Source organism: Larkinella sp. C7, from assembly GCF_006149005.1.
Lineage (GTDB): Bacteria > Bacteroidota > Bacteroidia > Cytophagales > Spirosomataceae > Larkinella.
Genome location: NZ_VBSL01000056.1, coordinates 396 through 601, shown reverse-complemented (window position 1 = coordinate 601; position 206 = coordinate 396).

The window sequence follows — 206 nt, the reverse complement described above, 5'->3', positions numbered from 1 at the left end:
GCCGATTCAAAAGTTATGTAAAAGTTGAACAATATATAAAAATGAATCAAGAAGTTTATGATGGATTTGGACATGCTGATTTTGATATTTCTTATTTTACTGATGGAAATAAGAAGGATAAGATCAATTTAGCTAAAACGTTAGAAAATATTGCTATAGATATACCTGACAAATTAATCAAAATGGCTATTGATTTAGGACTTGAA